This window comes from Mucilaginibacter sp. 22184 (assembly GCF_052045695.1).
Taxonomy (GTDB): Bacteria; Bacteroidota; Bacteroidia; order Sphingobacteriales; family Sphingobacteriaceae; genus Mucilaginibacter.
Genome location: NZ_JBQEPI010000008.1, coordinates 413,817 through 438,541, shown reverse-complemented (window position 1 = coordinate 438,541; position 24,725 = coordinate 413,817). Strand labels below are relative to the sequence as shown.

The following is a 24,725-nucleotide window of genomic DNA, read 5'->3' as shown; positions in this document are numbered from 1 at the left end:
TCGTCCTTTAAGCCCATGGCAAATAAAATGATGCAGGCTATCAGCAAGTAACTGATGGGCAGAGCCTTGTCAACAATACTAAACAATAGCATGGTGATTATAAAGCTCACAAACATGGCAACTCCTCCCAGGCGCGGAATGCCGTGATCATGTTGTTTACGAAAATGACCCACATCATCATATAAATGACGTGCCCGCGCCACATGTAATATGGACGGGATGGTTAACCTGGTTATAAGAGTGGATACAAGCAGTATTAACACATTGTATAGAAAGTGATAAGAGTGTAAAAAATCAATCATGTAAATGCTTTTATAATGTTAGCGGGGGCTATCTTATAAAAACAGGTTATTAAGTATTACTCCTTATACGAGTGCAAAAAATTTAAGTTGAAGTTGAAATCAAAGAAATTGAAGAATTTTTCTGAGTGGTTTTAAAACCAGGGTAAGTATGGGGAAAGGAAGTTTATTTTGCCGCATAGCCAACAGATCATACTGCCATGCTTTCAGCCTGTTTTTCCAGTTTTTGCTGCTGATGCCCCCGGTGCGCATATTAACCATCACCTGCTTTAGATGATAGCTTCTGACCCCATGCCGGTACATCAGCCGGAGCATTAGTTCATAATCAGCTGCCGATCCGTGGTCAATACGGTAATAGCCAAACTGATCAAATAAGTTACGCCGGCAGTAAAAGGTAGGGTGTGGCGGCATAAACCCAAGTTTAAAGGCATTACGGTTATATTGTCCAGAACGCCATTTACGGATAACGCGCCGGTACTGATCCATAATATCCAGATCGCCGTATACTATTTCTGTATCCTGTTGCGTAAATACTCCGGCAACAGCCTGTAAAACATCATCACCGGCAAATTGATCGTCGGCGTTTAACATACCCACTACATCGCCGGTAGCCAGGCGGATGCCTTTGTTCATGGCATCATATATACCTTGATCTGGTTTCGAGATTAACACATGAATGTGTTCATGATATTCCTGGATGATAGCGAGCGTGTTGTCGGTCGAGCCACCGTCGATAATAATATATTCCAGATTGGGGTAGTTTTGGCTGATAACAGATTGGATACACTGCCTTATGGTATCCTGAGCATTGTAAACTACTGTAACCAGAGAGAGCTTCAAAACGTACAAGTTGGGGAAAGAATTACCAATATATATACCCGCAAATTATGTATTTTTGAATTCAATCCCTAATTATAGTTATTTAGTTTCTACTCGTCTGTATGCGCATTTGTACCCTTACTCTTTTATTTTTCGGGATAATTTTTGTTTTAACATCTTGTTCCAGCAAACAATACCAATTACTTTTTGAACAAAAAAACGCCGGCCCCGATAGCAGTTCGGCGCAAAAAATCACGGCAGCTGCCGCTGCTTATCGCATAAAACCACAGGATATTTTACAGATCAGGAATCTGCAAAACGTAAAATATATTGTTGATGAGGCGCCTATCAGCAATACGGCGTCAACCGGAAACACCACTACAAATACCGGGCAAACTTTCCAGGTTGATGATGATGGCACCGTGGCCCTGCCAGTTATTGGCCATGTAGCTGTGGCGGGCCTTACCCGGCCCGAGGCGGCAAAGCTTATTGAAAGCCTTTACCGCAAAAGCCTGCTCAAAGACCCCATCATCGAACTAAAAATTGTAAACCTTAAGGTTACTATGTTGGGCGAAATCAAAGGACAGGGAAATTATCCGCTAACCAAAGACCGTACCACCCTGGTAGAAATGATAGGTACAGCAGGCGGCCTTACAGAAAAAGCCAACGAAACCAACATTCAGATTATACGGGGCGATCAGGTAAACCCGCAGGTAACGGTGATCAACCTCCGAAACATCCAGGCCATTAATGACCCGCGCGCTATTCTTCAAAATGGAGATATTATTTATATTGCCCAAAACAAACGTGCGGTAAGGAACGAAAATCTGCAAAACATATCAGTGATCAGTCAGCCGGTATTGCTTTTGTTGAACACGGCCCTAATTATTTTCACGCTTTCCCATCGCTAATGGAAGAAACAGAAAAAATTCAGCGAAAACTGCCCGCCCAGGAGATCGACTATTTTAAGATAGGCAAGATATTGCTGAGCCGCTGGTATTGGATAGCCGCTTCTGTGGGCATAGTTGTATTGATATCCTATACCTATTTATGGTATACCCCAAAAACTTATTCATCATCGGGCACCTTAAAAATTGAAGAAAAAAAGTCAGAAATATCAGACCTGGTAACCGTGATGACCGTTCCAGAACGCGGGCCATCTAAAATCCAAAGCATTACCTCTGTAATACAAAGCCGCAACCTTATTCTCAGTGCTATAAAAACGCTCGATTATCGTGTCAGCTTTTATATCATGGGTCGGGTACGCACTTCCGAGATCTACCCCTCAAAACCATTGAACATTGAACTGATCAGGTTTGATAGTTTGAATTATTACCATGATCAGATAGGCTTTAAAGCACTGAACACGAAATCGTTTGAGTTGTCATACAAGATCGGGGGTAAAGAAATTCAGAGTACTTTTAACTATGATACGCCTGTAAACGTGGGGCCTACCAGTTTCACCATAAAATATCCGGGTACATTGAGCAAAAACACGGTTTACCTGTTTAAATTCAATATTCCGGAAGATTATGTTGATCGTGTCAGGGCCGGCTTATCAACTGGTGAAACCTCAAAAAACTCCAATATTATCGGCCTCCAGGAAACCGACTCCAACCCACAGTTTGCCGCCGATATTATCAATAGTATCATGAATCAGTACGTGTCTTTTGATCGTAATCAAAAAACCCAGTCTGCTTCGCAAATGATTGATTTTATTGACAGCCAGCTGGCCTTCCTGTCAACCGAAGTAAAGGGGTCCGAAAATTCCATTGAAAAGTATAAACAGCGGTCAAAGATCCTGGATGTAAGTTCGGCTTCAACAACAACAGCCTCCAAAGCAGCCGATCTGGAGTCGAACAAGTCATTATTAAAAATACAGCTATTGGCTATTGATCAGCTCAAAGATCAGATCACCCGGGAAAAGGATAACGTTAATTTAAACTTCACTACTACCGGGTCAGACAACCATTTACTACAGGCTATGGTCGAAAAACTGGATGGTCTGATACAGGAAAAGAACGCACTGTTAAAAACTTACAATACCGATTCGCAGCCCATTCGTGATATCAACCAGCAGATATTACAAATAAAACTGAACGCCCTCAATAATATCAGAACTTTACGTTCCGGCATCGAAAAGAACATCGCTTTTTTGGATAGCCAGCTTTCGCAGGTTAATCAAACCATCATGACCTTACCCGCTGCGCAGCGCGACCTGGTGAGCCTGCAACGTGATTTTGAGATCAACGATAAAGTATATTCCTTTTTATCAGAAAAAAAACTGGAGGCCCAGATAAGCAGGGCCGGTATATTACCGGGAGCAACCATTATTGAGCCAGCCCAGCCTAATTTTAACCCGGTATCGCCCGATGAGCATAATATCCACCGCTCGGCAATTATCTTCGGTTTAATTATAGGCCTGGGGCTTATTGTTGTTGTACGGATCATGAACCCGTATATTTACGATAAAGAAACCATCGAAAGTCTTACCTCTGTACCTATATTGGGTATCATCCGGAAGTTCCCGGAGCCGATTGACGAAGATAACGGGCAAATTTTAGCGCTTGTAAGGCCCAAATCCATATTCGCGGAGTCGGTGCGTTCGGTACGTACCAATTTGAGTTTCCTGGCATCTGATAAAAAAAGCAAGGTGATCTGTATCACCTCAGAAGTAGCCGGCGAAGGGAAATCATTTGTAGCGGTTAACCTGTCAAGCACGCTTTCACTGATTGATAAAAAAGTTATCCTTATCGGCGCCGATCTTCGCCGCTCAAGGGTTCACAAAATATTTAATGTATCTAATGACATTGGATTAAGCAATTACCTGGCCCACCAAAACGAGCTGGATGATATCATCTTTCATTCCGAACAGGAAAATCTTGATTTTATCATTTCCGGGCCCGTGCCACCCAACCCATCCGAACTGTTGCATAGCGAACGGATGAGCGCCTTAATTGCACAGTTAAAAACCAGGTATGATATTGTGATGATAGATACGGCGCCCATAGGCCTGGTGTCTGATGCTATCCCGCTGATCCGGATGAGCGACGTTAATGTTTTTGTGATCCGGTCCGGAAGATCGAAGTTTTACGCGGCCACCGTGCCACAGCGTGTTGCGCAGGAATATCAGTTGAATAATACCGTAATAGTGCTTAACGCCTATGAGGAAGAACCTTTACATTCCAGATACTACACTACCAAATTTACCGGTGATAATTCTGGAGTACACTATTATTATTATGCCGATTATAACGGCTACGAAGATTCCGGATATTATTTGGATGATAACAAGGCCAAATGGTGGGATGTGAGAAAATGGTTTAAATAAGCAAGCTTTTTAATACAATGAACCTGCTAACCAGTGAGGTAAAAAAGAAATGGTACCCTGTTTATACGCATGCCCGGGCCGAAAAAAAAGCATACGAAGCGCTGATCAGTAAAGGAATATCGGCTTATTTGCCCTTGCACCGGCAACTTAAACAATGGAGCGATCGTAAAAAGTGGGTCGAGGAGCCCTTTATCAAATCATACATATTTGTTAACATCGCCGAACAGGCACAGGCAGATGTATTAATGACAAAAGGAATATCCCGCTTTTTATATTTTTCGGGCAAACCAGCCACCATGCCCGACCGCCAGATTAACGAACTGAAGTTATTGATGACAAGTTCGCTCGACCTGGAAATTACAGAAGAAGATCTGCAGCCCGGGGAAAAAATTATTATAAAAGCGGGTCCTTTAAAAGGAATGACCGGAGAGGTGGTTATATACCGGTCGCAAAAGCAATTGATATTAAGATTGGAAAGCATAGGATGCTCCATTATTGTGCATGTTGCCGCCTCCTATATTGAGCGATTTTAATCGGAATTATTATTTTTAACAATAAAGAAAATACAACAAGTTAAGAGTCAAGAAATCAAGAGCCAGGAATCAAGAAAAATAGTGAAAAGCGGTACCTGATATTTCTTTTTGGGCCGGATATTATTTCATATTGAATTATTTTCCTGCTTCTTCACTCTTGATTTCTTGACCCTCATAAACAACTGTAAAATAATAAGTTACAAAATACAACTGTGACTTACGGGGCGAAGCTGTGAAGATATACCAACCATGTGCCGGATAGCAGGAATAATTAACAAAAGCCTGCACCCGGACGAGATCCATCAAAAAGTAAAGGCCATGTGCCAGATACTACAACATGGCGGCCCCGATAATGAGGGTTTATTTTTTGACGATCAGCATCATATCGGTTTAGGACATCGGCGGCTATCCATTATTGACCTGAGCAGCAACGGGCACCAGCCCATGTCAGATACCGGGCAAAAAGTATGGATAACCTTTAACGGCGAACTGTACAATTACCTGGAATTAAAAGTAGAGCTCGTAGCACTCGGCGCACAATTCAAATCGGCGACAGACACGGAGGTGATCATATTAGCGTATCTGCAATGGGGAACCGCCGCCTTCGCTAAATTCCGTGGGATGTTCGCTTTCGCTTTATATGATACCCATAACAAGCTCGTTTACCTGGTACGTGATAGCGCGGGTATCAAACCTATATATTATTACGCCCAACACGGGGCATTGAGCTTCGCATCAGAGATAAGGGCTTTTACCGCAGCAGATATCGCTATGGAAAAAGACCCCAACTGGACTGTAAGGTTTTTGGCCTTTGGTCATATTCCTGAACCATACACTACCTTAAAAAATGTCTTCAGCTTACCAAAGGGGCATTTTTTACGCTGGGATATTACTTCGTCGGCCTGTACCATCGCTCCATATCATGAAACACAGAAACAGGAACAGATCACCGATATCAATGAAGCCCGCATATTGATCAAAGACACGCTGATCAAAAGTGTAAACCGGCAGCTCATTGCCGATGCCACCATTGGTGTATTTTTAAGCGGAGGCATTGATTCCAGCTTGCTTACACTGTTAGCCAATCTTCAAAAAGACCAGCAGCTAAAAACGGTATCCATCTACTTTAATGAGCAGGATTACAACGAACAGCATTACCAACGGGTAATTTTAGATAAATTACAAGGCCAAAGCTTTTCGCACCTGGTACAGCAGCATGATTTTGATGCTTTTTTACCGAGGATAATTGCCGCTATGGATATGCCCACTACCGACGGCATCAACAGTTGGTTTATCAGTAAATATGCCCATGAGGACGGGCTGAAAGCGGTATTATCGGGTATTGGTGCTGATGAACTTTTTGGCGGATATCCCTCCTTCGGGCGGATAAAATATTTGAAATATCTCCGGAAAGCTAGTCCCGCATTATTTTCGACTGTCAGCGGCCTTTTACCCGATCAGTATAAAAAGCTCGCGTTTTTAGCCAATAACCATTATTTAGCTGATTATCTTTTACTGAGAGGCTTTTTCTCACCTACCGAGATTGCTAAATTTCTGGATACCGACAGTAAGCAGGTGAGGGGTATCCTTTTTGATACCCCCTCGGAATCCTGCCCAAACCATTATGATAAAGAACATGCCTCCTGGCTCGAAACCAATTTGTATATGCAAAACCAGTTATTGCGGGATACCGATGTGATGAGCATGAATCACGGACTGGAAGTGCGGGTGCCATTTTTAGATGAGGATTTTACCAGCGTCGTAAACCGCATTGATCCATCTATACGATTTGATAATGGCCAACCCAAAAAATTCCTGATCAATAGCTTTGATGATCTGTTGCCGCCAGAAATCTGGAACAGGCCAAAAATGGGATTTTCTTTTCCGCTGCAGCAGTGGATGGCAGCGCATCCCGAAATAAGCGATAGTGGGCATTACAAAGGGAAGGCAGCCCAAACAATGATTAAAAAATTTAAAAATAAAGGCATGCACTGGTCCAAAGCGTTTGCACTTTATCAGGTACAGGCTCATGTCTAAAAAGGTGCTATTGCTTACTTTACAAACGTTTAGTACCACCGGGGGCATCCAAAAAATGACCCGCACATTGGGTTATACTTTAAATCAGATAGCACAAAACAACAACTGGACTTTTGAATTATGGTCGGCTTATGATCACACCGCCGATCTGATGCCGGAGTATCTTCCCGCTATTAATTTTAAGGGATTTGGTATCAACAAACTGAGCTTTGCCTTAAAGCTGGCAAGTAAAAAATTCACCTCCCGGGATGTTATTATACTGAGCCATATTAACCTGGCTGCCATTGGTTTGATTATCAAGGCCCTGAACCCTAAATGCCAGGTTTGGTTAGTGGCTCATGGTATTGAGGTATGGCGACCGTTTTCATTCATCAAAAAACGGTTCATAAAAACCTGCGACAAAGTGATCTGTGTAAGCAACTATACCCGGCAGCAGATGCTCAGCCGTCACCATATTGATCAGGATATTTGTATGGTGCTGAATAATGCTATTGATCCTTTGATGCCATTACCGGCTACGTTTTCAAAGCCCCGCGGCTTGCTTAACCGCTATCAGCTTAACCATAGCCATCCGATTATATTTACCTTAACCCGCATGGCCTCCACAGAGAAATACAAAGGGCACGAATTGGTGATAGAGGCTATCGGAAAATTGAAAAATAAATACCCGGGTATTAAATATATCCTGGCTGGCAAATATGATGAGCTGGAAGATGTGCGGATCAATAAACTAATAACCGACCATGATGTGCGTGAGCATATCATTTTAACCGGCTTTATCGAAGAAGCCGAACTCACCGATCATTTTTTACTGGCCGATCTGTTTGTTTTACCCAGTAAAAAAGAAGGCTTTGGCATTGTGTTTATCGAAGCTATGGCTTGCGGCCTGCCCGTTATTTGCGGTAATGCCGATGGCAGCATCGATGCCATACGTAATGGCGAACTGGGCCGGTCTGTAAACACAGATAACACTGCCGAACTATATAACTGCATGAATGAATCACTGGCACAGCCATTAACAATAGCCAATCGTGAGCAATTACAAAAACGCAGTTTACAGCATTTTAATCAATCCGATTATGCCCGTAAACTGCAGGAACTATTAACCGAATAAGCATGTTGGAAAACGAAGACTGGGACATCAAAATAACCGCGCAAAACAGCATTTTCGATTTAAAGCTCCGGGATGTATGGCACTACCGCGACCTGCTGTTGCTGCTGGTACGGCGCGATTTTGTTTCCTTTTACAAACAAACTATCCTTGGACCCATTTGGTTTTTTATACAGCCCGCTATTACTATTGTGCTTTATACCCTGGTGTTTGGCAACCTGGCAGGCATCCCCGTTGATGGCTTACCCAAGCCCTTGTTTTATCTGGCGGGGATCATCATATGGAATTATTTTTCGGAATGTTTAACCAAAACAGCCACCGTTTTCAGGGATAACTCAGCCCTGTTAGGGAAAGTTTATTTTCCACGGCTGATCATGCCCCTGAGCATTGTGTTATCCAATCTCATCAGGTTTGGAGTACAGTTTTTATTGTTCATGATCCTGTATGTGATTTACCTATTTAAAGGAACAACCATTGTCCCGAACGCTTTTCTGTTGCTATTACCCTTACTCCTCGTTATGATAGCGGCCTTGGGTTTGGGGCTCGGGATGATCATATCGGCAGTAACCACCAAATACCGCGACCTTGCTTTTATCGTGTCATTCGGTGTGCCTTTGCTCATGTACACTACAACTGTAATTTTCCCGCTTTCCGTAGCCGAAGCCAAATACCCGGCTTACAGCTGGCTGGTGAAATTCAACCCGATAACGGCCATTATCGAAACTTTCAGATACGGTTTTATGGGTCGCGGAAGTTTCAGCTGGGAGCTGATGGGGTACAGTCTGGCAAGCACCATCGTTATTCTGCTGCTGGGAACTATCATATTTAACCGGGTTGAAAAAACGTTTGTCGATACCGTATAATGAGCACCGTAATTAAAGTAGAAAACCTGTCAAAAGCCTACCAGCTGGGCGATTTTGGTACCGGCACCATATCCCGTGATATGGAACGCTATTGGGCCCGGCTACGAGGTAAAGAAGACCCTTTTTTAAAAGTAGGCGAAACCAATGACCGCACCACCAAAGGCCAAAGCGATGTAGTGTGGAGCTTACGCGATATTAATTTTAACGTTGAACAAGGCGATGCCATTGGTATTATTGGCCGCAACGGAGCGGGCAAAAGTACCTTGCTTAAAATATTAAGCCGGGTTACTTCGCCAACAACGGGCTCGGTAAAAGTAAAAGGGCGCATAGCCAGTTTGCTGGAGGTAGGCACGGGTTTCCATCCGGAGCTAACCGGTCGTGAAAATATTTTTTTAAACGGTGCTATCCTCGGGATGCGCAAGGCCGAGATCAAGCGGAAGTTTGATGAGATCGTAGATTTTTCGGGGGTAGAACGTTATATAGATACGCCGGTAAAACGATACTCATCGGGCATGTATGTGCGCCTGGCCTTCGCGGTGGCGGCCCACCTCGAATCAGAGATTATGATTGTGGATGAAGTATTGGCTGTAGGCGATGCCGAATTCCAGAAAAAATGCCTGGGTAAAATGGGAGATGTAAGTCAGGGTGAAGGGCGAACCGTTTTATTCGTAAGCCACAATATGGGCGCAGTGCAGAAACTTTGCAATAAGGGAATCTTATTGAATAACGGGCAAATTGCATTTAACGGCTCCTGTAAAGACACGGTTTATCATTACGCTCAAAATGGCGTTAAAACAGACGCCGATTTCCTGAACAGGATCAGTTACTCTTCTGATAAAGTTAAAATAAACAATATTTTGTTTAACAATAGCCCTGTCAACAGCCTTGTTCTGAATCCAGAAAATAATTTTTCGTTCGAAATAAAAATTGACCTGTCCTTAAAAACCGATACTCCGATAGATATAGAATGCCGCTTTTTAGACAGGGATTCCAACCCGGTTGCTTTTTTTAGTCCGGGGCACCATGATGGGGTCAAAATTCAAAACAAGGGCGAGGTGTCTCTAACTTATAAAATAACTTTCCCCGGCAATTTGAACAAGGTAGATCTGGATATGAACCTGTATCTCACCTACCCGGGTGTTGAAATATACGCGTTCTGCGAGAAAGCTTTAACTATAGAATATACCGGGTACAGCATGACCAGCGGTCATGTTTTTGAATATGAAAAAGGGGCCGGACTGATTTTTCTTCCGCCCCATTAATTACCTGCAGGTTGCCGAACTCGAAGACAAAATATATAGCATATTCCTTATGGGGCGATAATCCGCTGTATACAACCGGCATGATCAGGAATGTGGAACAAGCCGCCATATTATATCCCGAATGGCAAATCGTGGTATATTTTGATGGTACTGTTCCGCCGGAGATCATCCATACCATCCAGGAAAAAGGAGCCATCACCATCAACAAAACCGGAGATATTTACGGGATGTTCTGGCGTTTTTACGCTGCCGATCTGGATGGCTGCACCCATGTCATTTTCAGGGATTCCGATTCGCGCTTAACCATGCGGGAAAAACTGGCGGTTGATGAATGGCTTAAAAATGATGATATGATCCATATCATGCGCGATCATCCGCATCACCATTCCACAGATGAAAGCCATGCTTTTTATATTCTGGGTGGCCTGTGGGGCATCAAGGGTGGTGCAGTGCCCATGAAATCCATGATCAGCAGCTTTGCCGAAAAAAACAATCTGGTATACGGCAGCGACCAGTTCTTTTTAAATGAAATTTATTCCAGGTTCAAAAGCTCCTGCACGGTACATGATGAGTTTTTTGATAAAAAACCCTTCCCCATCAAAAGAAAGGGTTTTGAGTTTATTGGGGAACGCATTGATATCAATGAGCAACCTTACAACGATGATCGGCAGGCCATAAAAGATTTTTATCGCCAAAAAGACCTGATCTTTAGGATCAAGAAAAGGCTCGCCTCCTTTTTCCGGTCACCTAATTCATAAAGCGTTTTGAACCTGAACACATTAAGATCCGCCAAACATTATCTGACCGCAAAAACACGGGTTCTGATGTTAGGTATCGCCAAACTAACGCCACGAAGCCACAGATCAGGCTTCTGGTCGCGGGTAAGTTACAGCGCCTGGAAATTAACAGGGATCAAAATCGGCCACCCCATTTTTATTGATAAAGGTTTTAAATGTATCAACCCCACCAATATTACTTTAGGCAATTATGTTTCTTTGGGCCACGATAACCACATCTGGGCCTTTGATGCCGTAAGCATTGGCGATTATACCCAAACGGCGAAAGATCTGCTCATCATATCCGGTTCGCACGAGGTAAATTCTTTGCGCCCCAAAAACAATCAACAGGTGGTAATCGACGCGGGTTGCTGGATCGGGGCCCGGGTAACTATCCTGGGCGGCGTGAGCATTGGCAAAGGCGTTGTTATAGGGGCATGCTCGGTGGTCAATAAAGACATTCCCGATTTTGCGGTTGTTGCCGGTAATCCAGCCAAAATATTACGGTACCGGGAGCCCGATGACGAACAATGGAATCCATTTATCAAGTATCAGATTTGACATATCATAAAATATCCGTAATCACACCCTCCTATAACCAGGGCAGGTTTATTGAACAAACTATCCTCTCGGTTATCGGTCAGCAATATCCCAATCTGGAATATATCATCATCGATGGCGGGAGTACCGACGAAACCCTGGATATTATCCGGAAATACGAAAAGCATATCACTTATTGGGTAAGCGAAACAGATAAAGGCCAGAGCAACGCCATCAATAAAGGTTTTGAACGGGCTACCGGCGATATTTTATGCTGGCTAAATTCCGATGATTATTATTTGCCCGGCACCTTGCTGGAAGTGAATCAAACATTATCAAATGAGCGACCGGAATTGTTGTTTGGCAATTGCATCCATTTAAATGAAGATGCCCATCTGGTATATGGCACCTCTTACGACCCTTTGAAAAACTGGGCTATTACTCACGGAGATTACATTGTACAACCCAGCAGCTTTTGGACCAGGCAGGCGTTTGAACAAACCGGGCAACTCCGGGAGGATCTGCACTTTGGTTTCGATTGGGAATGGTTTGCCCGTGCGCAGGCCAACGGCGTAAACTTTATTCCCTCAGAAAAATACTTTTCTGTTTACCGGCTGCATAACGATCAAAAATCAAACGAGAATAACGCCGACCGGTCCAAAGAATTGATATCGATCGAAAAGCAATTAAACCCCTCCCGGTTTGAGTATATCGATAATTACCTTGATAAACATCTCAACAACATAAACCGGATATATAGCCTCAGCTCAAAACGGCTGTTCAAACACTGGGAATACCGCCTGCTGAAAGCTTTTCATCCGGACTTAATAAAAATGATAGACAGGGTTAGCCTAAAAAAATACATTAAATACGGCTATCCACATCAAAAATAATACAGTAAATGTTGCTGCCTAACCTACTTCATTATCGTGCCAAATTAGAAAAAAACGGAGTTCCGTTTCCTTTACATACGGTACCATTTACCAAACATGGATTACGAGAAACTTTGCCCCAACCCCAAAGTGATAAAACCGGCTGGCCCTGGACCGAGGAGACCTCGCCAAGCGTATACGATGAAAGGATCACCTGGCCAAAGCTTACTATTGTAACCCCATCCTATAACCAGGGGCATTTTCTGGAAGAAACCATTCGGTCCGTACTTTTACAAAACTACCCCAATCTGGAGTATATTGTAATTGATGGGGGCAGCACAGATGGCAGCCAGGAAATACTGGAAAAATATTCGCCCTGGATAAGTTACTGGCAAAGCAAAAAAGACCAGGGACAATCAAACGCCATTAATTTAGGTTTCAGCCTGGCAAGCGGCAACTACTATGCCTGGATAAATAGTGATGATTATTATATGAAAAATACATTCCACTTGGTTGCCGGTACCTTTTTAAAAAGCCAGACAGATTTTATTTATGGGTACACCTTTAATAAAAAGGATGACCAATTTGAACTGGTGACCGTTCCGCCTCTATATGATTACTTTTTAAAAATACCATCATTACCGCAGCCTGCCTGCTTTTGGAAAGCGAGCATCAATCAGCCGGTTTGGGAAGAAATGCAATGCGCACTTGATTATGAGCTGTGGTTACGACTGGTGAAAGGCCATAAACGCAAACGCATAAAACAGCCCCTGGCTGTTGCCAATATGCATGCTGATGCCAAAACCCATAACGATACCATGAAGATTAAATGGCACGAGGATCATCTAAAAATGTGGTCGGCAGATGGGCATGGGCCAGTACCGGAATGGAAACGCATCGTTTTCCTGAACCGCATCAGGCTAAAATTATACAGATTATTGAAGATAGTTTGATTTTGGTATCAAGTAGCTAGTATCAAGTATCACGATTTTGAATGCTTTTTCTTATTATCAAATAACAAGGGTGTCTTGATACTTGATACTAGCTACTTGATACTAAAGCTTCCTCCCCCCAATGTTATTTAATTCCCTCCTGTTCCTGATCTTTTTCCTGGTGGTAACCAGCGCGTATTATTTGCTTACGCCAAAGCTACGCTGGGTATGGCTTTTACTGGCCAGTTGCTATTTTTACATGTATTTTAAACCGGTATATATTTTAATTATACTGTTTACCATTGTAGTTGATTATATAGCTGGTCTACTGATTGAAAAGGCACAAGGCGGCAGCAAAAAGTTTTTTTTACTGGCAAGCATTGTAGCCAACGTTGGTGTACTGGCTGTATTTAAATATTTCGATTTTTTTGCTGATAATTTTAATTTTTTAAGCCATCATTTTAGCGGCCCGCAGATGCCTTTGCTGCACATTTTATTACCTATAGGGCTGTCGTTCCACACCTTTCAGGCCATGAGTTATACCATTGAGGTTTACCGCGGCAACCAAAAGGCCGAAAAACATTTTGGCATTTACGCACTTTACGTTCTTTTTTACCCGCAGATGGTAGCCGGACCAATTGAGCGGCCTCAGCATATTTTACCACAGCTGCATCGTGTAAACAAATTCAATACCACAGGTTTTATCACCGGCATATTTTTAATCATGATAGGCCTGTTTAAAAAAATGGTGGTCGCCGATCGTTTGGGCTTATTTGTTGATCCGGTGTTTAACAACCCGCATGGCCATTCCGCGCTTGATCTGCTGGTGGCCGTTTATTTTTTTTCGTTCCAGATCTATTGTGATTTTAGCGGCTACTCAGACATAGCCGTTGGCGCTGCCCTAACCCTGGGTATCGAGCTGATGCGCAACTTTAACATGCCTTATCTCTCCAAAAACATTGCGGAGTTTTGGCAGCGCTGGCATATCTCCCTGTCTACCTGGTTTCGCGATTATGTTTATATCCCGCTTGGCGGCAGCCGGGTAACTTTCATGGTCACCTGCATCAATATACTTATTGTATTTATCATCAGCGGGCTATGGCATGGCGCCAACTGGAAATATCTGGTATGGGGTTTGGTGCATGGCCTGCTGTTGATCGGCTATCAATTATCAAAAAAACTCAAAATCAACATCAAAGGCTTTAGCTATCTCAAATGGATACTCACCTTTAATCTGGTTTGCCTCGCTTGGATATTTTTCAGGGCCAATACCATTGCCGAAGGTTTTTTTATTCTGAATAAGATTTTTACTATAAAACCATTTCACTATACCGCTACTGCTATTATGCCACGGAACGAGGTTTTTTATTGCATACTCATTATACTGGCCCTGTTAGCGGGCGAATGGTATTTGCAAAGGAAGGCCGTGTGGTCAAAACGGGGTATGTTGTTGACAACGCTTATCTTATTTATTGCCTGTTATTTCCTGGGCATATTTAATGAGGCGCAGTTTATCTATTTTCAATTCTGATGAAGAAGATCGCTGGTATATTGGTTTTAGTTTTTAGCACGCTGATACTGCTAACCGCCATGAACCAGTCGTTCATCAACCGTATTAAAAACGACCGGTATTTTGATCATTTGAATGACAACCATGGCCCCAGGTCATTGTATCAGCGCATTTTTGTGCAGTCGGACCGCTGGGCTTATGGCGACCTTTACGGTCTATGCTATTTGCCTCAATACCGATTTAGGCTGGACCCATTTAAAAAATACCATTCCGTAAACAGGGCGAATCCTCAAAAACGGGTGCTCTATATTATCGGCGATAGTTTTTTGGCCGATAAAACCTTAACCAGCGCGTTTGATGGCTTTGATAATGTTATCTTCTTAGACAGAAGATTCCCATTCGGACCAATTCGGTTAGACAGCACCAAACAAAATTTTCTGATCATGGAGTTTGCCGAGCGTAACCTCAACGGCTACGACATCAACAAAACCGATGAAATACGATGGGCGAAAAATGACATCAAAGCCAAACACTATACACCTGTTGAACAAAAAGTAAATACGCCCGCCTCGCTTTCTGTTTTTAACAGGTTAGGAAAAATCATTTTCAACAAGGACCTGAGCCGGAACCTGGAGCTTGTACTATTTGATGACAGATTATTTACCCCGATAAAAGAATTAAAAGCTTCACTCAATTACCAATTATTTGGCCGGGTTGCCAAGGAGGTAGCGGTGAGTACCGACAAAAAAAGATTACTATTAAACATCACAGTGGATACCGGAGATATCCATTCGGCATTCCGGTATAAAAGCAACCGGCAAATTGATAGCATCACCACAAACCTTACAAAAGCCCAAAACTATTACCAGGCAATCGGGTTTAAAAAAGTATTTCTAAGTATTGTACCCAATCCGGTATCTGTTTATGATGAAAACCGGATGCCCTACAATCATCTGCTGGAACGGGTAGAGCAACAAACAGACTTACCCATCATTAGTATCTATAAAATATTTAAAACAGATAGACACAATCTATATTTTTTAAGCGATGCCCACTGGAACCCGCTGGGTTTTGATATCTGGGTACAGGAGGTAAATAAAACATTTAAAAGTGATCATGAAAAAATCACTAAATAACCATTACACTAATTCAGTCATTATTTCTGGATGAACATTGGCTTAGTTACACCTTACTACCCGGATAAACAAACGCTGAATAGTGGGATAGCCAATCACTTCGGCATTTTGGCCCATGCCCTGGCAAAGCAAGGTCATCATGTGGTTATTTTGCATATCCGGCCATCCTATAGCAAAGGCGATCAGATACAGCAACAGCAGATAAGTCCCTTGATCACCTTACTAACTTATCCAATAGCTTTACCGGCTTATGCTCACAAGCTCTTGAAAAACAAATGGACCGTTTTGGATTTCCTGCTTAAGTTACGATGCATGCGCACTGTTTTTAAGATCCTGAACAAAGTGATTAAAGAGTATGGGCTTGATGTTATTGAAACAACCAATTATTACGCGTTGTGCTATTTTAATCTTTTGGCAAAAAAAACGCGGATACCCATTGTGGTACGCGTGAGTACAACCTTTTTACAGATCATGGATGATTACTATCCCTTTAAATCACGGCTTCAGCAAAGACTGGGAAATATGGAGATAGCCATGCTAAAAAAAAGCGATTACCTGGTTACCCATACGCATCTACATGCCGTTGAAATGGAACGTTTGTATGGCATTAGCGCCGGTAACTTTCAGATCGTTCCGCATGGTATTCCTCTGCCGGTTTTGCCGACGGTTCAAGCTCAAAACAGTGATCAGATCGAAATATTGTTTGTTGGGCGTTTGGAGTATAGAAAAGGTATCGATCTGTTGTTGGCAGCAATTCCCATGGTATTGAAAAAATATGAAAATGTAATTTTTAAGCTGATAGGAAATGATGAGGATAAATCTTATGAAAAAACTTTCCGCGATCAATACCCAGCGAATACTACCAGTAAAGTGATATTTTGCGGCCTGATGAATACGGAAGACATTCAAGATGCTTACGCCAGCTGCGATATTTTTGTGGCTCCTTCACGATATGAATCCTTTGGGTTGATATACATCGAAGCAATGGGCTATGGAAAACCCGTTGTAGCACTAAAAGCAGGCGGGGCAATGGATATTATAGTCGATAACCATAATGGTTTATTAGTAGAGCCGGAGGATGTATCAGGTCTTGTCCATCAGCTTTCCATGCTCATAGAAAATCCTTCCCTTAGCAAAGAATTAGGTGCAAATGCCCGGCAAACGGTTGAAGATAAATTTTCGGATAAACAGCTGGCCTCCAATTCTATCGCTTATTATCAGGAGGTGATCAATCAATTTAATTAATGGATATTACGGTTATTATCTGCGCCTATAATCCCAATTTAACCCGGCTAGATCAAACACTTCTGGCATTACAAAAACAATCCCTGGATCCCGGGGTGTGGGAATTAATCATTGTAGATAACAATTCTTCCAACGGATTCGATACCTATCTTGATCTTAGCTTTTTCCCAAACTCCAGCATCATCAAACAACCAAAGCAAGGCCTCACTTATGCACGGCTTAAAGGATTTGAAGAAGCCAGGGGAGCTGTTATTGTTATGGTTGATGATGATAATATACTTCAACATGATTATCTGCAAAAAACCATTGATTTGTTTAAAGATGATCCTCAACTGGGCGCGGCAGGCGGCAGATCGCTACCCGAATTTGAAGATGAAGCGCCAGTCTGGTTAAACGATTTTTACGGCAACCTGGCCCTGCGCGATCTTGGAGAGGATACCATCATTACCCGATGGGAAAACACCTATCCCAATTCAGCCCCTATTGGCGCAGGTATGGCCATCAGAAAAATCGCGCTGCAAGCATATGTGGACGCCATGGCCGATGATCAGAATGTGATAACCGACCGCACCGATACTTCCTTATCATCGGGTGGGGATAATGAGATCAATATTCAAATATTACGATCGGGCTGGACATTGGGGTATTTCCCTGAACTGGCGCTCAAACATATTATACCTAAAGAAAGGATGCAAGTTGAGTACCTGGCCAGGCTGCTTCGGGATACCAACAGATCATGGGTACAATTGCTGGAAAAATACCAGATCAGCCCATGGAAAAAGATCAATAAACAAACGCTCCGCCTTAGAAAACTAAAAGCCTACCTAACCTACAAAGCCTGGAAAACCGAAGTTCATTTGATTAAATGGCATGGAGCCTGTGGCATGCTGGAAGGCCGGGTTAAAAAGAGTTTATGATAAACACGATAAAAAACTCGCTCGCCTACCGCTTGCCAACGCTTTACCGGAAGCTGCTCCGCCATAAAAAGATAGTTGTTTCATCATCGAAACCCCAGGCCGATTTAATCGTGATCACCATGACCGGCAAAAAGATCATGGATATGACCCGTCTTTCCATATTATCCATAGCCAGGTACTGGGACAACCTTCCCAAACTGATCGTCGCTTCTGACGGTACCATATCGACAGAAGAGATCTGCAAAAATTTAAGTTTTTGGCCGGGAGAGCTTGTAGCTACCAATTGGGAGCAAACGGAGGCGTACCATCTGGCAAAAAACAGAACAGCCCTTGTCAATTATGCTCATGGGCATGTGCTCGGGAAAAAGATGGCGGTAATATTGCATTATGCAGAAATTGAACCCGTAGTATGGATTGATAGCGATATCCTGTTCTATGGTGATTTCCTCAAACACATTCCACCACACGGGGATTTTATATGCGGAGGAAGCGAGGAAGGTTATTCTGTCTATGATGACAGGGCATTAAATTTCTTCAACAATAATTTATACGATGTATATAAATTCAGCTCGGGTCTGTTATTGATTTATGGGCAGCATATTTATGAACAGTTTAACCTCGAAGAATTACTGACCCAATTACCCAACCATGATCATTACTTTACCGAACAAACCATATTTGCACACATGGCAAGCACATCTGCAGGAATACTATGGTCGATGGATGCGATCAAAAATTTCAACCATGATAATCAGCAAATAAAACCCATGTCAAAAAACAATGTACTGGGTCGACATTATACCGTTAACGTAAGGCATTTATTTTGGCGCGACGCCTTTTTTAATCTGTAACCGCTTGTTTCAAAAGATCATCAATATTTTATACCGTAACCCACGATCGCAATTAAAAACATACCGTCGGTTCGGTGGGTATTGGAGTTACCGGGCCATGATGCGCGGCCGCCGGCAAATGATGGAGGCATCTTTACAATTACCGCCGGTTCAATGCTATGCTCATGGCTTACCCGTTTATTTTTTAACCGGCAAAAATTATCTCTATCAAACTTTATTTTGTATCCGGTCGCTTGTTAAGTTTTCGACTGAGCAATTTCAATTTATATTGGTTGACGACCGAAGTTTTGACAACAAGCTGGTAACACAAATTCAAAAACAACTTCCCGGCTGTATAATCATTATGCAGGATGAAATAGATAAAAACCTGCGACAGCATTTACCAACGCAGCAGTATCCCCACCTATATCAAAAACGGAAAGTATATCCCCATTTAAAAAAACTAACAGATATCCACGCTCTCCCTGGCGCCGATTGGAAACTGGTACTGGATTCTGACATGCTGTTTTGGGATAACCCGGCTGAGATTATCCGATGGCTAAAAAATCCCCAACAGCCAATCCACATGGTGGATTGTGTAGAAAGTTATGGTTATTCAAAACAGCTTATGGAGCAGCTGAGCGGCCATGCCATACCACCTTTACTTAATGTAGGCGCTATCGGGCTAAACAGTACTATGATCGATTGGGCGGCCATAGATACCTGGATACATAAATTGGAAGAAAAAGAAGGTTCCAGTTATTACCTGGAGCAGGCCTTAACCGCCATGCTTATCGGCAATCAACGGTCAAGTATTTTGGATAAGGATACCTATAAAGTGAACCCTACCCCTGGTGATGCTAAACCGTCTGTTCTGCACCATTATGTAGATCTTTCCAAAAAATATTACTACACACAGGCATGGAGAAAACTAATCAATTAAATGGGTATCGGGCGATTGATCTATAAGATATTTTTCAAACCAACTTTACAGATCAGGTATCATATACATCATTTTGGTTTATCAGGTTGGTACAAATTGTATAAGGGTGAGCAGCAAATGAAAAAAGCTGCCATGAACATTACTCCCATTTCACTAGCAAAAGATCATTTGCTTGAGGTTAATTATTTAACGGGCGCCAACTACTGGCATCAAACTATTTTTTGCGCTCAATCGCTTGCCAGGGTTCTGCAAGGCAGGCTCAGGATCAATATCTATTCCGACGGAACATTAGATCAAACTCATGAAGCTTTGATGGCACGTGCTATTCCCGGCGTCACTTTTATTTCAGCCAAAAGTGTTGATGCGCATCTTGATCAGTTTCTGCCACCGGCTCAATTTCCTACCCTCCATTATTTAAGAACATGGCACCCTTTTTTCAGGCGCCTGATTGATATCCATTGCATTAAATCATGGGCCATTCACTTGGATAGTGACATGCTTTTTTTTGATCGTCCGCAACAGATCATCGATGCGTATCAAAATAAAACAGCCATTTATATGGAAGAGCATCTGCACAATTCTTATTTTGTTGATGATGAAAGGATTCTAAAAGATAAATACAACATCAGCTGCATCAGCAATGTGAATGGCGGTATTATAGCCTACAACGGCGACGTAGATTATACCGATCTGGAACAAAAAGCAAAAACATTGCTTGATCATTATCCCCATGCGGGCGCGGCACAGGTAGAACAAACCTTAATGAGCTATTTGTTATTTAAGCAGGATGCCAAACCATTGAACAAATATCAGTACCCTATATTTTATGATAGTAAAATTGAGGTAGATAACTCACCAATTGTGCGCCACTATATTTTCAAGGCCAAGCTGCCCTACTTTACCTCCGAATGGAAAAGGATACTCCATTAGTTTCTGTTTGCATGCCAGCCTACAACGCGGGTAAGTATATCACTGATACGGTAAGCTCAATTACCAGTCAGTCTTACACCAATTGGGAGCTCATCATCGTGAACGATGGATCGACAGATAATACAGCCGGTATCCTTAAGCAATTAACAGATCCCCGCATCAAAGTATTTCACCAGGAAAATAAAGGACAGTGCGCAGCAGCCAACCAGGCTTTTCAATTGTCAAAAGGTACGCTGATTAAGTTTATGGATGCTGACGACCTGATATCGCCTCATTTTATAGCGGAGCAGGTACATCGTTTGGGCTCCTGTAAGGACGCCATTGCTTCGGCATCATGGGGGCGTTTTTATGATGATGACCTGCAAACCTTTAAGCTGTCTGACGACATGATCACGCATGATTGTAAACCTATCGACTGGCTGGCAAATTCCATGTACAACAGGCAATCCATGATGCAATGCGCACTATGGCTCATCCCAAGGGAGCTGTTAGATCAATCGGGGCTCTGGAACGAAGAACTCAGCCTGATCAATGATTTTGAGTTTTTCATCAGGGTATTATTATGTGCCCGGCAAGTATTGTTTACCCCCAAATCCATTTTGTATTACCGGAGTGGCGTGGCAAACTCCTTGTCCTCATTACAATCAAGAGCGGGTGCCGTTTCAGCTTATAAATCTATTGATCAGGGCGTGTCGCACCTGCTCAGTTTTGAAGGTAGCCCCCGTATTAAAAAGATCGGGGCCGATTGCTTTCAAACTTATATATACATGTTTTATCCATACCACAAAGACCTGATCCATAACGCAGAGCTCAGGGTAAGGGAACTGGGCGGATCAAACAGCCCCTTCCCTGCCGGGGGTATTACCCGGATCATGGCAAAGACCTTCGGCTGGAAACTGACTAAAAGAATAAAAGCCCTATATACACATGGAAGATAATTTAAGCTCCTATATCAACGCGTACACCAATAGTGCAGCGCACAACGATTATCTTTTTGAACATTTTACGCAAAAAACCAATGAGATCTCCTTCCTGAAAAATCACAGAGATCATATCGAGGCCGAAAGCCTGGGCTTTGGCGAAAGGGCATTCGCGTACATGTGGTATTTAATAACCCAACACGTTTGCGCCATCAACACCGATCCGCAGTTTTTAGAGATCGGGGTATTTAAAGGCCAGGTTATTTCTCTTTGGGCACTGATCGCTAAAGAGCTGCATTTGGAACTCCGGGTTACAGGCGTTTCCCCCTTAGCAGGCAATTCCGCGCAAAAATTATCATGGATACAATACCTCCACAGCAAAATTTCAAAAAAATACCGGGATGATATGGGGAGCGGAAACAATTATGACGACATTGATTATTTGAGTATCATCAAAAACCTGTTCACTCAACTTGGTCTAAATTTTAATGATATCAACTTATTAAAAGGATATTCAACCGATCTGGAGATCATTGATCAGCTATCGAAACAGGAATATGCTGTTATTTACATCGATGGCGATCATACTTTTGCCGGGGTGGTAAGCGATATAAAAAACTATGCCCCACTTGTAAAAAAGGGTGGCCTGTTAATTATGGATGATGCCTCCTGCGATTTGCCCGGCACTAAGTTTTGGAAAGGCCATCAATCCGTATCAAATGCCTGCCGGTTAATTGACGATATGCCTTTTAAAAATATCCTGAACATCGGCCACAACCGCGTATATCAAAAACAATAATGGTTAGCTGTAGGGTTTACCTGTTCACCTATAAAAGAAATCATCTGCTGCCCAGGGCTGTTGAAAGTCTCCTCAAGCAAACTTTCCAAAACTGGGTTTGCGAACTGCACAATGATTGCCCGGACGATCCTTATCCGGCAGCTTATGTTGAATCATTAAATGATCCTCGTTTCATCATTAAAACTCATGATGTAAACATAGGAGCCACCGCCAGTTTTAATCTTGCCTTTGCGGGTTGCACAGAAGACTTTGCCAGTATCCTGGAAGATGATAACTGGTGGGAACCTACTTTCCTGGAAGAAATGATCACGCTGATGGAAAACAATCCTACCCTGAATATCTCCTGGAGCAACATGAACCTATGGCAAGAAAAACCGGGCAACGAATGGCAAAATACAGGCAACATCATCTGGCCTGCCGATACCGGTAAAACCACCTTTTCGTGGCCTGCAGAAAAACAGGTGTTGGGAGCAATAAGCTCCAACGGCGCTATGCTGTATCGCGGTAAATATGCGCCTCATTATCTAATACCCAATGAAACCATATTTGATGTGATGGAGCTGGTAAGGGAGCGAAGCTTTGAACATCCCATCATTTTAAATCACAAGCCCCTGGCCAATTTCGCCATCACTATAAATACCAGCCGTTCCAATGATCCCTACCCCTGGATAGCCTCACAAACCATGTTGCTGGCCAGTTATGTAGAGGCATCCGGCAATAATGCAGCAGCCATTCGGGAAGCGCTGGCCAGCCATCGCAAACTGCAACCCAGCCCCATCGCCAATTTCTTTTTGGCCAATCTTTTCTTGATAAAGCAGAGGTCGCTTTACAGGTATTTCAGCCTGGCCGATTGGATCATCATTGGCAAATGGCTTATCAGGAACGGGCATAAATTAAACTACATGAAAACTTTCATGGCATCGCAAAAAGAAACCTACAGTTTTTTACTCAAGCAAACACGCCTGCGCTTTCAGGAATTAAAACAAAAAAACCGGTGAAGATAGCCCTCATTGTAAATCCGTTGATACCCGTGCCTCCCGAACAATATGGTGGTATAGAACGCGTGGTGTATGTACTGATCAGGGAACTGATAAAAATGGGGCACCATGTAACGCTGTATGCCCATCCGGATTCGCAACCGGGCTGCGAGCTCAAAGGCTACCGGGAATCTGAAAATTACGGACTAAAAGACCTGCTAAAGATCAACCTGTTAACATCTTCCCTGCTTTTTCAAAACTTTGATATTGTACACACCTTTTGCCGGATGAACAACATCGCCTCACTGATGCCTTTTCAACAGCCTAAAATAGTTTCATACCAGCTACCTCCTACAGTATCACAGGTAAAAAAAGCCGTAAAAATCGCAGCTAAAAACTCGCTTTATTTCACGGCCTGTAGCAATTTCATCGCGCAGCAGATCAGTCACATCGGCCAGGTAGCCACCATTTACAACAGTGTGGATATGGGCGATTATCAATTTAACCCCAAAGTTGATACTGATGCGCCACTGGTGTTTTTAGGCAGGATACAACAGGAAAAAGGAACGGCCATAGCTATTGAAATTGCGCTTAAAACAAACAAAAAACTAATCATCGCGGGCAATATTCCCGACGAGCAAATCCATCAGCAATACTTTAATGAACAGGTAAGGCCCTTTATCGATCAGGAACAGATCAGGTACATCGGTCCGGTTAATAACATGCAAAAAAATGACTTATTACAAAACGCCAGCGCTATGCTGATGCCCGTAACCTGGGACGAGCCCTTTGGCATTGTAATGGCCGAAGCCCTGGCCTGCGGCACGCCCGTGATAGGTTTTAACAGGGGTGCGGTACCCGAAGTAGTAAACAACGGCTCAACCGGCTTTGTATGCAGCAACACCAGCGAAATGATTGAAGGCGTAAACAACATCCCCTCCTTAAGCAGACCCAATTGCCGCCAGGCAGCCGAAGAAAAATTCAGCTCCGCGGTGATGGCTAAGCAATATGAGCAATTGTACAAGTTGGTATCAAGTAGCTAGTATCAAGTATCACGACCATAAAATATAAATCCGAAATCGAACATCCGAAATCCGAAATCAAAAATATCACCTTCATTACTACCGGGCAGCCAAGTACCAA

At 42.9% G+C, this 24,725-nt stretch carries 23 protein-coding genes and 1 pseudogene; 22 read left to right on the top strand and 2 right to left on the bottom strand.

Annotation, left to right across the window (positions count from 1 at the left end; all coding sequences use genetic code 11):
• A pseudogene (locus ACTJKG_RS19865) lies at window positions 1–302 on the bottom strand (MraY family glycosyltransferase); the annotation flags it as partial.
• A gap of 99 nt (window positions 303–401) precedes the next feature.
• On the bottom strand, window positions 402–1,139 hold the full coding sequence (locus ACTJKG_RS19860; protein ID WP_172338028.1) for a glycosyltransferase family 2 protein: 738 nt from the start codon (window positions 1,137–1,139) through the stop codon (window positions 402–404).
• Between the two features lie 101 nt (window positions 1,140–1,240).
• On the opposite strand from ACTJKG_RS19860, the gene ACTJKG_RS19855 reads away from it, so the two are divergent.
• From ACTJKG_RS19855 to ACTJKG_RS19750, 22 genes are all read left to right on the top strand, one after another.
• Entirely contained in the window at window positions 1,241–2,029 is a 789-nt protein-coding gene (locus ACTJKG_RS19855) for a polysaccharide biosynthesis/export family protein (protein WP_172338029.1), read from the top strand.
• Window positions 2,029–4,449 carry a GumC family protein gene (locus tag ACTJKG_RS19850; RefSeq protein ID WP_172338030.1) on the top strand — a complete coding sequence of 807 codons (2,421 nt, stop codon included), beginning with the start codon at window positions 2,029–2,031 and terminating at the stop codon, window positions 4,447–4,449. Before ACTJKG_RS19855 ends, ACTJKG_RS19850 begins: the two co-directional genes overlap by 1 nt.
• Window positions 4,450–4,466: 17 nt before the next feature.
• Complete coding sequence (locus ACTJKG_RS19845) at window positions 4,467–4,982, top strand: UpxY family transcription antiterminator (protein WP_172338031.1); 516 nt, start codon at window positions 4,467–4,469, stop codon at window positions 4,980–4,982.
• Window positions 4,983–5,231: 249 nt separating this feature from the next.
• The gene (gene asnB, locus ACTJKG_RS19840) at window positions 5,232–7,019 is read left to right on the top strand and encodes an asparagine synthase (glutamine-hydrolyzing) (RefSeq protein ID WP_172338032.1); all 1,788 of its coding nucleotides are present in this window, start codon (window positions 5,232–5,234) and stop codon (window positions 7,017–7,019) included.
• Entirely contained in the window at window positions 7,012–8,133 is a 1,122-nt protein-coding gene (locus ACTJKG_RS19835) for a glycosyltransferase family 4 protein (RefSeq protein WP_172338033.1), read from the top strand. Before asnB ends, ACTJKG_RS19835 begins: the two co-directional genes overlap by 8 nt.
• 2 nt (window positions 8,134–8,135) lie before the next feature.
• Entirely contained in the window at window positions 8,136–8,993 is an 858-nt protein-coding gene (locus tag ACTJKG_RS19830; RefSeq protein WP_172338034.1) for an ABC transporter permease, read from the top strand.
• Entirely contained in the window at window positions 8,993–10,255 is a 1,263-nt protein-coding gene (locus ACTJKG_RS19825) for an ABC transporter ATP-binding protein (RefSeq protein ID WP_440740220.1), read from the top strand. The genes ACTJKG_RS19830 and ACTJKG_RS19825 overlap by 1 nt, the downstream gene beginning before the upstream one ends.
• Window positions 10,256–10,266: 11 nt before the next feature.
• Complete coding sequence (locus ACTJKG_RS19820) at window positions 10,267–11,013, top strand: hypothetical protein (RefSeq protein WP_440740219.1); 747 nt, start codon at window positions 10,267–10,269, stop codon at window positions 11,011–11,013.
• Window positions 11,014–11,079: 66 nt separating this feature from the next.
• Entirely contained in the window at window positions 11,080–11,592 is a 513-nt protein-coding gene (locus ACTJKG_RS19815; protein WP_440740218.1) for an acyltransferase, read from the top strand.
• Complete coding sequence (locus ACTJKG_RS19810) at window positions 11,589–12,464, top strand: glycosyltransferase family 2 protein (RefSeq protein ID WP_253952327.1); 876 nt, start codon at window positions 11,589–11,591, stop codon at window positions 12,462–12,464. The genes ACTJKG_RS19815 and ACTJKG_RS19810 overlap by 4 nt, the downstream gene beginning before the upstream one ends.
• Window positions 12,465–12,472: 8 nt before the next feature.
• Window positions 12,473–13,396 carry a glycosyltransferase family 2 protein gene (locus ACTJKG_RS19805; protein WP_440740217.1) on the top strand — a complete coding sequence of 308 codons (924 nt, stop codon included), beginning with the start codon at window positions 12,473–12,475 and terminating at the stop codon, window positions 13,394–13,396.
• Between the two features lie 121 nt (window positions 13,397–13,517).
• The gene (locus ACTJKG_RS19800) at window positions 13,518–14,906 is read left to right on the top strand and encodes an MBOAT family O-acyltransferase (RefSeq protein WP_440740216.1); all 1,389 of its coding nucleotides are present in this window, start codon (window positions 13,518–13,520) and stop codon (window positions 14,904–14,906) included.
• Complete coding sequence (locus ACTJKG_RS19795; RefSeq protein ID WP_440740215.1) at window positions 14,906–16,021, top strand: hypothetical protein; 1,116 nt, start codon at window positions 14,906–14,908, stop codon at window positions 16,019–16,021. The genes ACTJKG_RS19800 and ACTJKG_RS19795 overlap by 1 nt, the downstream gene beginning before the upstream one ends.
• 30 nt (window positions 16,022–16,051) lie before the next feature.
• Window positions 16,052–17,266 carry a glycosyltransferase family 4 protein gene (locus ACTJKG_RS19790; protein WP_440740214.1) on the top strand — a complete coding sequence of 405 codons (1,215 nt, stop codon included), beginning with the start codon at window positions 16,052–16,054 and terminating at the stop codon, window positions 17,264–17,266.
• Entirely contained in the window at window positions 17,266–18,183 is a 918-nt protein-coding gene (locus tag ACTJKG_RS19785) for a glycosyltransferase (protein ID WP_440740213.1), read from the top strand. Before ACTJKG_RS19790 ends, ACTJKG_RS19785 begins: the two co-directional genes overlap by 1 nt.
• Window positions 18,180–19,034: a hypothetical protein gene (locus ACTJKG_RS19780; protein ID WP_440740212.1), complete on the top strand. Its 855-nt coding sequence runs from the start codon at window positions 18,180–18,182 to the stop codon at window positions 19,032–19,034. The genes ACTJKG_RS19785 and ACTJKG_RS19780 overlap by 4 nt, the downstream gene beginning before the upstream one ends.
• 4 nt (window positions 19,035–19,038) lie before the next feature.
• The gene (locus ACTJKG_RS19775) at window positions 19,039–19,956 is read left to right on the top strand and encodes a hypothetical protein (RefSeq protein ID WP_440740211.1); all 918 of its coding nucleotides are present in this window, start codon (window positions 19,039–19,041) and stop codon (window positions 19,954–19,956) included.
• Window positions 19,957–20,886, top strand: coding sequence for a hypothetical protein (locus tag ACTJKG_RS19770; RefSeq protein WP_172338046.1), 930 nt, complete (start codon window positions 19,957–19,959; stop codon window positions 20,884–20,886).
• Entirely contained in the window at window positions 20,865–21,824 is a 960-nt protein-coding gene (locus ACTJKG_RS19765; RefSeq protein WP_440740210.1) for a glycosyltransferase family 2 protein, read from the top strand. Before ACTJKG_RS19770 ends, ACTJKG_RS19765 begins: the two co-directional genes overlap by 22 nt.
• Window positions 21,814–22,605, top strand: coding sequence for a class I SAM-dependent methyltransferase (locus tag ACTJKG_RS19760; protein WP_440740209.1), 792 nt, complete (start codon window positions 21,814–21,816; stop codon window positions 22,603–22,605). The genes ACTJKG_RS19765 and ACTJKG_RS19760 overlap by 11 nt, the downstream gene beginning before the upstream one ends.
• A complete protein-coding gene (locus ACTJKG_RS19755; protein ID WP_440740208.1) occupies window positions 22,605–23,603 on the top strand; it encodes a glycosyltransferase family 2 protein in 999 nt (332 codons plus the stop codon). Before ACTJKG_RS19760 ends, ACTJKG_RS19755 begins: the two co-directional genes overlap by 1 nt.
• The gene (locus ACTJKG_RS19750) at window positions 23,600–24,625 is read left to right on the top strand and encodes a glycosyltransferase family 4 protein (RefSeq protein ID WP_440740207.1); all 1,026 of its coding nucleotides are present in this window, start codon (window positions 23,600–23,602) and stop codon (window positions 24,623–24,625) included. Before ACTJKG_RS19755 ends, ACTJKG_RS19750 begins: the two co-directional genes overlap by 4 nt.
• Window positions 24,626–24,725 lie beyond the last annotated feature (100 nt).

What these genes read in the sequence shown, in the direction of transcription:
- ACTJKG_RS19855 (WP_172338029.1), top strand. Translation starts at nt 1,241, where the DNA reads ATGCGCATTTGTACCCTTACTCTTTTATTTTTCGGGATAATTTTTGTT.
- ACTJKG_RS19850 (WP_172338030.1), top strand. Translation starts at nt 2,029, where the DNA reads ATGGAAGAAACAGAAAAAATTCAGCGAAAACTGCCCGCCCAGGAGATC.
- ACTJKG_RS19845 (WP_172338031.1), top strand. Translation starts at nt 4,467, where the DNA reads ATGAACCTGCTAACCAGTGAGGTAAAAAAGAAATGGTACCCTGTTTAT.
- asnB (WP_172338032.1), top strand. Translation starts at nt 5,232, where the DNA reads ATGTGCCGGATAGCAGGAATAATTAACAAAAGCCTGCACCCGGACGAG.
- ACTJKG_RS19835 (WP_172338033.1), top strand. Translation starts at nt 7,012, where the DNA reads ATGTCTAAAAAGGTGCTATTGCTTACTTTACAAACGTTTAGTACCACC.
- ACTJKG_RS19830 (WP_172338034.1), top strand. Translation starts at nt 8,136, where the DNA reads ATGTTGGAAAACGAAGACTGGGACATCAAAATAACCGCGCAAAACAGC.
- ACTJKG_RS19825 (WP_440740220.1), top strand. Translation starts at nt 8,993, where the DNA reads ATGAGCACCGTAATTAAAGTAGAAAACCTGTCAAAAGCCTACCAGCTG.
- ACTJKG_RS19815 (WP_440740218.1), top strand. Translation starts at nt 11,080, where the DNA reads ATGTTAGGTATCGCCAAACTAACGCCACGAAGCCACAGATCAGGCTTC.
- ACTJKG_RS19805 (WP_440740217.1), top strand. Translation starts at nt 12,473, where the DNA reads ATGTTGCTGCCTAACCTACTTCATTATCGTGCCAAATTAGAAAAAAAC.
- ACTJKG_RS19800 (WP_440740216.1), top strand. Translation starts at nt 13,518, where the DNA reads ATGTTATTTAATTCCCTCCTGTTCCTGATCTTTTTCCTGGTGGTAACC.
- ACTJKG_RS19795 (WP_440740215.1), top strand. Translation starts at nt 14,906, where the DNA reads ATGAAGAAGATCGCTGGTATATTGGTTTTAGTTTTTAGCACGCTGATA.
- ACTJKG_RS19790 (WP_440740214.1), top strand. Translation starts at nt 16,052, where the DNA reads ATGAACATTGGCTTAGTTACACCTTACTACCCGGATAAACAAACGCTG.
- ACTJKG_RS19785 (WP_440740213.1), top strand. Translation starts at nt 17,266, where the DNA reads ATGGATATTACGGTTATTATCTGCGCCTATAATCCCAATTTAACCCGG.
- ACTJKG_RS19780 (WP_440740212.1), top strand. Translation starts at nt 18,180, where the DNA reads ATGATAAACACGATAAAAAACTCGCTCGCCTACCGCTTGCCAACGCTT.
- ACTJKG_RS19770 (WP_172338046.1), top strand. Translation starts at nt 19,957, where the DNA reads ATGGGTATCGGGCGATTGATCTATAAGATATTTTTCAAACCAACTTTA.
- ACTJKG_RS19765 (WP_440740210.1), top strand. Translation starts at nt 20,865, where the DNA reads ATGGAAAAGGATACTCCATTAGTTTCTGTTTGCATGCCAGCCTACAAC.
- ACTJKG_RS19760 (WP_440740209.1), top strand. Translation starts at nt 21,814, where the DNA reads ATGGAAGATAATTTAAGCTCCTATATCAACGCGTACACCAATAGTGCA.
- ACTJKG_RS19755 (WP_440740208.1), top strand. Translation starts at nt 22,605, where the DNA reads ATGGTTAGCTGTAGGGTTTACCTGTTCACCTATAAAAGAAATCATCTG.